Source organism: Salinivibrio sp. PR6 (genome assembly GCF_001995955.1).
Taxonomy (GTDB): Bacteria; Pseudomonadota; Gammaproteobacteria; order Enterobacterales; family Vibrionaceae; genus Salinivibrio; species Salinivibrio siamensis.
The window spans coordinates 1-2,831 of record NZ_MUFA01000043.1; the positions used below are offsets into that span (position 1 = coordinate 1).

The 2,831-nt window shown below is 36.8% G+C and carries 1 protein-coding gene and 1 pseudogene; both read left to right on the top strand.

Annotated features, from left to right (window positions below; all coding sequences use genetic code 11):
* The coding region (locus tag BZG72_RS16280) for a hypothetical protein (protein WP_443508090.1) at positions 1-311 on the top strand (311 nt) is incomplete at its 5' end.
* 1,892 nt (positions 312-2,203) lie between these two features.
* Positions 2,204-2,831 (top strand): annotated as a pseudogene (locus BZG72_RS15965) (sel1 repeat family protein); the annotation flags it as partial.

Below are 2,831 nucleotides of genomic sequence, written 5' to 3' on the forward strand. Positions count from 1 at the left end.
GTAAGTTAGTGTATTATGAAAGAGATAATGCTGTTCTTTTTGATAGGTTGAAAAAATCAGGTGGCCGGAATTATTTTTGGGCTATGGCATTTGATAGAAGCAATGAGTTAACAAACAGAGATAAATACTGCCATGCTGTGTTATTCGAGGAGATATATAAAGATACGGACTTTTATGGTTTTGACAGTGATTGGCCTAAGAAAGGTGATTACGATGAAAGTATCTGCGAGACAGATAAGGAAATCGCTGAGATGGAACCGATGATTTATATAGATTATTTCACTAGGATAGATAATTGGGGGCGAGGCTAAATTTCTGCTGACACTTTCGCCAATTGAAAGGTTGCTTACTAGTGTTAAATTTACATCCCAAACATTCCGCCCAGTGAGTGATACAACACTCGCTGGGCGGTAGCACTCCTTAGCTTTAAAACGTTATGCTATCGTCGGTCTAAAATCACTATCTGCTGGACACTGCCTTATGATGCGTCATAAAACGATTATCCAAGTTATACTTTTAAGCTTATCGATGAGTATCCTCACCGGTTGCAAAGAAAAGGCGATCAACCCTGAAGGTGATATTCCTTTATTCAAGGACTTCATTGAAAAGAATATTGATAAAGTATCCGATGATCCTTATATATCTAGTACGGTTCGCCCTGAAAATGAAATGTATGATGTGTTGCTTGATCTACAGCGAGGAACGCCTTGGAGCAAAGAAGAAGAAAATAGATTTAACCGTCTAATAGAAAAAGGGAATGCTCACGCAACAATTTTACTCTCTCGCCTAAGAATGAATGACATTTCAAAAAAAAGTATCGCAGTGTCTCGTCTAGCGAAGCTAATGAGCGAGGGGAATCCTTATGCTGCGTATTGGCTTTCTAATAGAAGCTATCGCTGTCGCGCACATCTAGGCTCGAGTAGTCTTGGTACTAAAGTAGCGAAAGATCTCGGTTTAGATACCTCTTATGAAAATAAATATTGCACCGAGGAGATCTATCAAAAAGCTGTCGAGGGATTCAAAAAGCTTGCAGCAGAAGGCGATCTTCATGCCCAATATTTCTTGCTGAAAGATAAAGGTCTTGATAAATCTGTAGAAAAACGTGAAGAGTACATAAAAGAAGTTATTCGATTTGCCAAGTCTCACTATTATAAGCCTCTAATGGATTACTACTATAATATAACTAAAGTAGAAAATGGAAAAACAGTTTTTTACTCACCTAGATCAGAGCGACAGGTGAAAAAATTGCTAAGAATAGCAGCTAATAATAACTATATCCCGGCTTTTGTTTTTTTGATTGACAAAAATACTCCGAAAGATGATTTCCTTTATAATAGGTTAAAAAAGCTTGGAGCATGGCATTATTTTTGGGCTAAACCGTATTATAAGGAAAAATCTTTAAACCCAAAGGAACAATATTGTGATGCGAAACTATATAAGGCTATTTTCGGTGATCGATTTTTTGGTGGGAGGTATGAAGGTAAAATAGATATGAGCAATATAAAATGTAATATTAGTGAACAGTTGAATAGTGTAGAACCTATGATTNGAGTAGAGGTTACTAATACATTTATATTTTATTACTTCTGTTACATTTATACATTAGCTTCATACTGCTTTTATATCCCGCCCAGTAAGTGTTATAACACTCGCTGGGCGGTAGCATTCCTTAGCTTTAAAACGTTATGTTATCTGTCGGTCTAAAATCACAATCTGCTGGACACAGCCTTATGATGCGTCATAAAACGATTATCCAAGTTATACTTTTAAGCTTATCGATGAGTATCCTCACCGGTTGTAAAGAAAAGGTTATCAACCCTGAAGATGATATTCCTTTATTTAAGAGCTTTATTGAAAGAAACATCGATAAAGTAGCCGATGATCCTTATATATCCAGCACAGTTCGTCCTGAAAATGAAATGTATGATGTGTTGCTTGACCTACAACGAGGAACGCCTTGGAGAAAAGAAGAAGAAGATCGATTTAATCGCCTTATAAAGAAAGGGAATGCTCATGCAACTATTCTATATTCGCGATTAACATTGAATGATATCTCAGAAAAANGCTTGACCTACAACGAGGAACGCCTTGGAGAAAAGAAGAAGAAGATCGATTTAATCGCCTTATAAAGAAAGGGAATGCTCATGCAACTATTCTATATTCGCGATTAACATTGAATGATATCTCAGAAAAAAGTGTCGCAGTGTCTCGACTAGCGAAGCTAATGAGCGAGGGAAATCCTTATGCAGCTTATTGGCTTTCCAATAGAAGCTATCGTTGCCGAGCACACTTAGGTTCGCGTAGTCTTGGTAATAAAGTAGCGAACGATCTCGGTTTAGATACCTCTTATGAAAATAAATACTGCACAAAGGAAATTTACCAAAAAGCCGTTGAGGGTTTTAAAAAACTTGCTGCGGAAGGCGATCTTCGTGCCCAGTATTTTTTGTTAAAAGACCAAGGCCTTGATAAGTCGATAGAAAAACGTAAAGAGTACATTAAAGAGGTGATCCGATTTGCAGAGGCGCATTACTATGAGCCACTAATGGATTATACCGATTCATTGCAAAAACAGGAAGGCAATCAAGTTGTCTATCGTTCAGAAAAACTGAAAAATTTATCGTTTAATCTCTTTAAGGTCGCGAGTAATAATAATTACATTCCAGCTATGGGAACAGTAATGTACTATGAAGAGAATAATTATGAATTATTCGAAAGAATGAAAAAAGTTGGCGGTAAGTACTATTTCTGGGCGATGGCGGCAGATAAAAGTGATGAAATGAATGATAAAGGAAAATATTGTCACGCCCTGCTCTTTGAAAAAGTATATAAAG